The organism is Idiomarina sp. UBA4206 (assembly GCF_002383015.1).
In the GTDB taxonomy this organism is placed as follows: domain Bacteria; phylum Pseudomonadota; class Gammaproteobacteria; order Enterobacterales; family Alteromonadaceae; genus Idiomarina; species Idiomarina abyssalis.
On record NZ_DFTS01000074.1, the window covers coordinates 77,644 to 77,899 of the forward strand.

The 256-nt window shown below is 48.0% G+C and carries 1 protein-coding gene; it reads right to left on the bottom strand.

What is annotated here, in order from left to right; translation table 11 throughout:
- Positions 1–31: 31 nt before the first annotated feature.
- Positions 32–256, bottom strand: a 225-nt coding sequence (locus tag B3180_RS15065; protein ID WP_286845313.1) for a redoxin family protein, incomplete at its 5' end; no start/stop codon positions are given.

Here is a 256-nt window from a genome sequence, read left to right on the forward strand (position 1 = left end):
GCACCAATAATAATCACATCCCAGTTCGACATTATTTTTGCAGTTGCTCCAGTATGTATTCGGCTTTGCTCACTTCAAAGGACTTGTCCTCTTCTACAAACACACCTTTTACCTGGCCGTCGGTAATGATCATGGCGTAGCGCTTAGAACGGATGCCACCAAAGTTACCGGTGTCCATGCTAAGGCCCATTGTCTGGTTGTATGCGCCGTTGCCGTCGGACAATAACCGAACCTTTTCTCCGATCCGTAATGCGTC